This window comes from Armatimonadota bacterium, assembly GCA_029907255.1.
In the GTDB taxonomy this organism is placed as follows: domain Bacteria; phylum Armatimonadota; class UBA5829; order DTJY01; family DTJY01; genus JAIMAU01.
On record JARYMF010000018.1, the window covers coordinates 43,467 to 50,050 of the forward strand.

General features: G+C 49.1%; 3 protein-coding genes and 2 rRNA genes. All 5 read right to left on the minus strand.

What is annotated here, in order from left to right:
• Positions 1–12: 12 nt before the first annotated feature.
• Entirely contained in the window at positions 13–1,215 is a 1,203-nt protein-coding gene (locus QHH26_12925) for a sialidase family protein (protein ID MDH7482861.1), read from the minus strand.
• A 40-nt stretch (positions 1,216–1,255) separates the two neighbouring features.
• The gene (locus QHH26_12930; GenBank protein MDH7482862.1) at positions 1,256–2,695 is read right to left on the minus strand and encodes a serine hydrolase; all 1,440 of its coding nucleotides are present in this window, start codon (positions 2,693–2,695) and stop codon (positions 1,256–1,258) included.
• Positions 2,696–2,819: 124 nt separating this feature from the next.
• On the minus strand, positions 2,820–5,675 hold the full coding sequence (locus QHH26_12935) for a glycoside hydrolase family 38 C-terminal domain-containing protein (protein ID MDH7482863.1): 2,856 nt from the start codon (positions 5,673–5,675) through the stop codon (positions 2,820–2,822).
• A 298-nt stretch (positions 5,676–5,973) separates the two neighbouring features.
• Positions 5,974–6,090 (minus strand): 5S ribosomal RNA (gene rrf, locus QHH26_12940).
• 85 nt (positions 6,091–6,175) lie between these two features.
• Positions 6,176–6,584, minus strand: a 23S ribosomal RNA gene (locus QHH26_12945); the annotation flags it as partial.

Here is a 6,584-nt window from a genome sequence, read left to right on the forward strand (position 1 = left end):
GCTCGCATTCCGTCACACGCGAACTCGATATCGATAAGTATCAGTTGTCCAATCATTCTCGCTCTTCCGATAAGCAAACCATCGTGGCATACAGATCACAATCTCATGCGTCACGCGGTCCTCGTAAGTATAAAAGTTTGAAAGACGCATATCGGGGTTCTCACCATTCTGCACATCATCAATTACAACCAGGGTTTCCTTTTTTAACAATAGGCTTGCCTGGTCAACTTCACCAATTACAAAAGGGTGACGTGGTAAATTGCCATCTGGATTATCGTGGCAAATGTTGCCAAGCCAAAAAAGCCGACCGCTACTGTGCTTGATAAGCTGCGAGCATGAGCTTGGTGAGAAGAACCTTTCAGCGTTAGTATATGTCCACGGCCTAACCTCGCTCCAAGTCCTACCATCATCCTCTGATACAGAATACCACTTGTATCCTGGCAATTCTTTCTTTCGCATATTGCTTCCTCGAAGCACCATTAGAATCTTTCCATCGGCAACATGCGCCAGCGTTGGCTCAAATACACCCCTTGTGGTCTTTGCCGGCGAAAGACGCACTGGGCTAGATATCCCCCAGGAAATTTGCGTGTCATTCTTCCACTTTCCAATGAGAACCCTAGATTGGTAAAACGGCGTGTTATAAGGCTGAAACAGCTCTCCATCCGCATTGAGCTCCGCTATCTGAATTGGAACTAAGATTGTTCCATTTGGCAGAAAAATCGGCGCGCAAGTCTGATCACCCAGCATATAGCCATTCTTGCCAGAAAAAATCGGCTCAAAGGGATGGTCGGGCGTAAAGCCCTCACCGATAATCTGCTCTGCAACAGTATAATTCCTTCCTCCATCGCGCGACACTTCATACCACATCGTCCAACGAGATGGAGCTTCGCTGATTCTATCGTTGGGAAGGCATACTCGGTTGCTAAAGCGAATCAAACAACGCTTATAAGGGTCTATTCTCGGCGGATGGGAATAAATACGATAGACCCCCTCAGGCGATTTTCGTATGAACTCAATCTCCTCAGCCTCACTCCAAGTCTTCCCATTGTCGCTAGACCACCGGCGCCATTTTCTGTCCTGCATGTCGCTTTTTGTCTGCGCTGCATACACTGCTTCCATTTCCGCGCCATCGGGCTGCACATACCAGCAGTATCCAAGCCCGGCGACACCAGCCTCAGGTGATTTGGCGAAGATTTCCTTGCTAACAAGTCTCATGAATTATCCCTCATGATTCGCAAGAAACAGCGCCGGTTGTTCACGATGCTTCTCTTTTCACCTTCTTGAACTCAACCGAAAACCAATCTGCAAGCGTCTTGATGGAAGCAACCTCGCCATCCGGGCCGAGGGCGAACATTACCTTTATGTCCTCCCATATTTCAGGCCTTTCATGTCTGCCTGTGAACGTATCGAAATGGAAATGCTTAAGCTTGTAATCAGCCGCACCATATTTGGCGTGTAAAGCACCGCCCTCAAGATAAACGGTTAGAGTCCCATACGCCGAATCCTCATAGTCACCCACATAAGCCTCAAGCTCACGGGATGGCTTCGTCCTCTTGTGTCGAACCTCTTTGGCTTTTTGTTCTTTTGCCTCTTTCTTCGTTAGCGTATTGATCTTCTTGTAAATCGAAGGCCAATTTCTTTTTGGTAGACTCAAAAGAATGTCGAGAAGCAAGTTCCTGATTGATATGGCTTCACCCGCAACTGCAAGGTTGGTCAACACCGCAATCCCCGCTTTGCGTTTTGGTATAAGCGTAACGTTGCCAGTGAAACCCCTGAGCCAGCCGCCGTGGGTGACAATAATTTCACCTCGATACTCCTCTTTGCTCCATCCCAAGCAATATGTGCTCAAGTTAGTGCCTAGATCAAAGCCGTATTTATCTGGATTCTCTACCGGTACGACCATATGCGGCTTTTTCGTCTCGTCCAGGTTTCTCTTAGATACAATTTGTTCGCCCTCAAACACTCCGTCATTTAGATGAAAGCGAATCCACTTGCTCATGTCGTTGGCGCTTGCATTGATTGCGCCCGCCGCAGTGGAATTATCATGTTCAGGAGTCGGGTAAACAACAATTTTGCCCCTATAAGGGACATGACCATGGGAATGATCCGACGATGCCTCGGTTTCTGACACACGGCATACCGCATTCATTCCAAGAGGTTTGAAAATGCGCTCCTCCACAAATTTGCTCCAGGTAGTACCTGCCGCGGCCCCGATTGCAAGGCCAGCTGCTGTAAAAGGAACATTTGCATACTCATAGGTTGAACGAAACGAAGTTGATGGAGGAGCAAGTCCATATCGCTTAACGATTTCTTCTGCACTTCTTTCCCCAACGCACCAAAGAGCATCATGTCGGGACATACCAGTTCGATGAGAAAGCAAGTCGCGCATTGTAACGTTGGCATCTGCGACCGGATCGGACAGTCTAAAATAAGGAAGATATTTCCTAGGATGGTCGTCCCAAGCCATCTTGCCTTCGTCAACGAGAATAGCCATTGCCGTTGCCGTGAAAGCCTTCGTCATTGAGGCGATAGCAAATAGAGTATTCGGCGTTATGGAGGCGGTCGTGCCAACCTCCTTCACGCCATATCCCTGGATGTATTCCTCATTCCCCTCGACGATGGCGACTGCCACTCCAGGGGTTTTCCATGCCCTCATCGCGGATATTATCGCTTTGTCAATTGCAGACGTATTCATAGCTCAATGATGTCGCCCCTCGCTGAACTTAAAGGCATGGAGAGACGCCAAAAAGAAGAAATAGCAGCTGCTGTCTATTGCCCAAGCCCTCATTTTTAGGCTCTCCATGCCTCCATAGTCTCTCCTATCCAACAGCAACAGATACAATCCCGTATGCTGGGACCTTTACGGTCAATATATCCCCATTCATGCGCCCCTCGGTACCATGAATCCTCCTTTCCAGCAGGTCAACTTGAGTAAATGGCGAACCTGGAGCGACAAGGTCCGAGATTTTTATGCGAGCTTCTGTGTCGATGCCTTTTACTTCGTAGAGTCGCAGTATCAGCGCGTCAAAGTCCTCTGCCTTCTTTACCGCCGCCAGCATCACATTCGGCGTTAGCACATCAATAAAGCTTTTTTCCGGTGGGAGTTCCCCTGTCTGAACAGTAGTGCTGACCACCGACATTGGTGAGTTGAACTCCTCACCTGCCCGTGTTGCAGCCACCCTATCACATGGTCCAATGTGCGGAATTACGGCAAACCTGATTTCATGATCCCGTATCTCGGGCAGTGGGTCAGGATCGAAGCTTGACCTTATGAGGGTAAGTCTCAGCGTATCTTCAAAGCACGAATGCCCATACTTTGAATCATTGACCAGCGTTATGCCATGCTCCTCATCTGAAAGGTCTGCCCATTTCAGCGCTGGTATTTCCTGCTCAGACTGAGGTCTGGTCTGGCTGCCAAAAGGAATCTCATAGGTAGCAGTGCCGCCAACCACATTTACAGGGAACGCCACTTTCAGCATTGGGACACCGGTCTCTGGTGTGCCGCGTTCAACCCACCGTGTGTTTAGTTTGAAATCCACCATTCGAGAACCGGCATTCAAACCTATCTCAACAGAAATGGTGGAATCTTTATATTTTCTGTCACACCTTACTGCGACACGGTTTGGCCCACGCTGAGTCACCTTAATAACACCGCCACTCGTGAGCTCAGTCTTTTCCTGCGTTTGGCCAATAACCCAAGCTGTCATCCCGTGAGGGCACTCCTGATAAACCTCAAGTACTCCTAGTAGCTTTCCTTCGGGAACATAATCAAAACCCGTCTCTTTATCAATCAGATGCTTGATAGCGCCCGAAGGAAAGTCTATCTCTAACCTCAGGAATTCATTCTCCATTATGCTAGGCCCGCTTGGATCTGGAAAGTCAATCCCATAGATGCTGTTAAACATGTGGCTCATGCTGGCGCCTTCACCAGAAACTGGGGTTGACTTGCTATCTATAGCATATACTTTGTATCCCAATGGGGGTACATCCGCCTTGAACGCAACTGTGACGAAGTTGTGGCCCCAGTAGCCTCCCTTTCCGACTACCTGGCCCTTCAACTCATTGCCTTCCGAGTCGCGCACCACAACCTTATCGTCATCCAAAGGTTTGTTCCAAACTTTTGCATATACAATCTCCGAGCGTGCCCATGGCTTCTGATTGTATACTAAAACTGGCTCAGCTCCTTCTGCACCCGCATTATACGCTGTAACTCCGCCAGGTAGACTAGGGTCGCCTGCACCTGCCCCAAGTCCATTGCCCAATCCTGACGCCATTGTGCTTGTTTGCCCTTTCACCGCCTTCTCGGTATTAACCTTTGACGCTAGTTGCCTGAGAGCCCTCGTTCGAATCGAAGACGATGTAGCCATAATCTCCTGGAAAAGACCCTGCGCATACTCATAAGTAGCGTGCACACCGGACCCTGGAAGTATATCATGGAAATGGTTAAAAAGCGCCCATCTCCACGCCCTGCGAATCAAATCATGTGGGTATTCCATCTCTCCAAAATGAGAACCGATGATAGCCAGGGTCTCTGCCTCAGGGAGAGTGATTTCACTTACTCGGTTGGCATATTTGATATTGCTTTGCGAGGTGTAGCATCCTTCAAATATAAAGTTTAAGTCCGAATCCACAACGGGTAGCTTCACATCCGCCTTCTCGACGATATCAAAAAATGCCTTGACGGTATCAAGCTTGACATTCGGATAAATTGGCCAGGACTGAAGATCGCGAACCCTGCGGAGGTCTGCTCTTGTCGGCCCGCCTCCATGGTCTCCAACGCCCCAAACGTAAAGGAAGTCCTTAAGCCCAGTTTCCTTGACAAAATCAATCATGTTCTCCGCCATCTCTGGGTAAATTGGACCATTGTAACCATGCCTATCTTTGTCGTTGAAAACAATTATTTCGCTCCCATCCGGCGATCTCCACTTATAAAGCCAAGGCCCTGGCCCTGTGCGGCAATGGTAATATCTGGAAACACCACCTCGAGAGAGGATTGCAGGAATGGTGTGCGCATGCCCGAAGGTGTCCGGCGACCAGTCAATTTTGACGTCTTCTGGTTCGAGACCCATGGCTTCCCTAAAATATTGCCTTGTATATAGAAGATGGCGGCACAGCGATTCACCAGATACGATGTTCTTATCGCCCTCCACCCACATGCTAGCCGTAACGTCCCACCGGCCTTCCTTTACACGCTGCTTAATTTTTTCAAAGATTTCCGGGCAGTAGGTCTGCATGGCGATGTACACGGACGCCTGGCTCTGAGCGTAGCAGAAGTCGGGATACTCGTCCATTAACTTGTCCATTGTCAAAAAAGTGTCATGCGTTACATTGACGGTCTCTTGCCAAGGCCACATCCAGTTCATGTCAATGTGAGCATGCCCACAGCAATGGATAGTGTACGCCTTTGCCGCCTCCCCAATTGGCGCCATTATCTTTTCTGCCTCCGACACCGCAGCCTCAACATCTACCGGGCCCTCTGCCGAAATCGCGTTTTTTACCACCTCTGCCGCCTTTAGAATGAGATTCTGCCATTCCTCTTGCTTTTCTGGGAATAGTTGGACAAACTTTGCGGCAAACTTCATTTCGGCTCTGATTCTCTGCAAGAAGGCTGCCCCTTCTGCCTCAGCCAAATTTATGCTGTTGAGTAAACCATCGAATGATTCTTTGAAGTCCATCTAACTCTTCCTCTCAAATATTATTAGCTTTTTTGGAATTTTAAGCTTTTGCTTTCAATCCCGGATTTTACCTTCTCCAGGTCCACCTGAGTAATAATTGGTGCAGAAGTAAAGTGATTCCTTCGAAAATGTGGCGGTATGAAGAAATGTAGAAACGTTTTTGTGAGGAATTTCCTTTGAGTTAGATGTTTTGGGCAAATTTAATGCTATAGACACACCCAGCACCTTCACTAAAACCAAAAGTCATGACCAATGAAAAAGCCCTTGGATTCGCATGAATCCAAGGGCTTTATTTATAAGCTGGCGACGACCTATTCTTCCGCCGGGTTGCCCCGGAAGTACCGTCGGCCCTGGAGGGCTTAACTACCGTGTTCGGGATGGGAACGGGTGTACCCCCTCCGGCATGGTCACCAGCAAAACTTAAGATTGTGCGAGACCGCACATTGAAAACCGCATAGAGTTTGGGCAAAGCTACTCAGCGAAAAGCTGAGAGCAAATTAGTGGTCAAGCCGCTCGACCGATTAGTACAGCTAGGCTGAACACATTGCTGTGCTTACACCTGCTGCCTATCAACCAGGTAATCTACCTGGGGTCTTACTCCCAGCCCGAAGGCGGGAAGAGAAGTCTAATCTTGGGGTGTGCTTCGCGCTTATATGCTTTCAGCGCTTATCACGACCAGACATAGCTACCCAGCGTCTGCTCCTGGCGGAACAACTGGTACACCAGAGGTCTGTCCATCCCGGTCCTCTCGTACTAGGGACAGCTCCCCTCAAACTTCTTGCGCCCGCGACGGATAGGGACCGAACTGTCTCACGACGTTCTGAACCCAGCTCGCGTACCGCTTTAATGTGCGAACAGCACAACCCTTGGGACCCTATTCAGCCCCAGGATGCGACGAGCCGACATCGA

What these genes read in the sequence shown, in the direction of transcription:
- QHH26_12930 (MDH7482862.1), bottom strand. Translation starts at nt 2,695, where the DNA reads ATGAATACGTCTGCAATTGACAAAGCGATAATATCCGCGATGAGGGCA.
- QHH26_12935 (MDH7482863.1), bottom strand. Translation starts at nt 5,675, where the DNA reads ATGGACTTCAAAGAATCATTCGATGGTTTACTCAACAGCATAAATTTG.
- QHH26_12925 (MDH7482861.1), bottom strand. Translation starts at nt 1,215, where the DNA reads ATGAGACTTGTTAGCAAGGAAATCTTCGCCAAATCACCTGAGGCTGGT.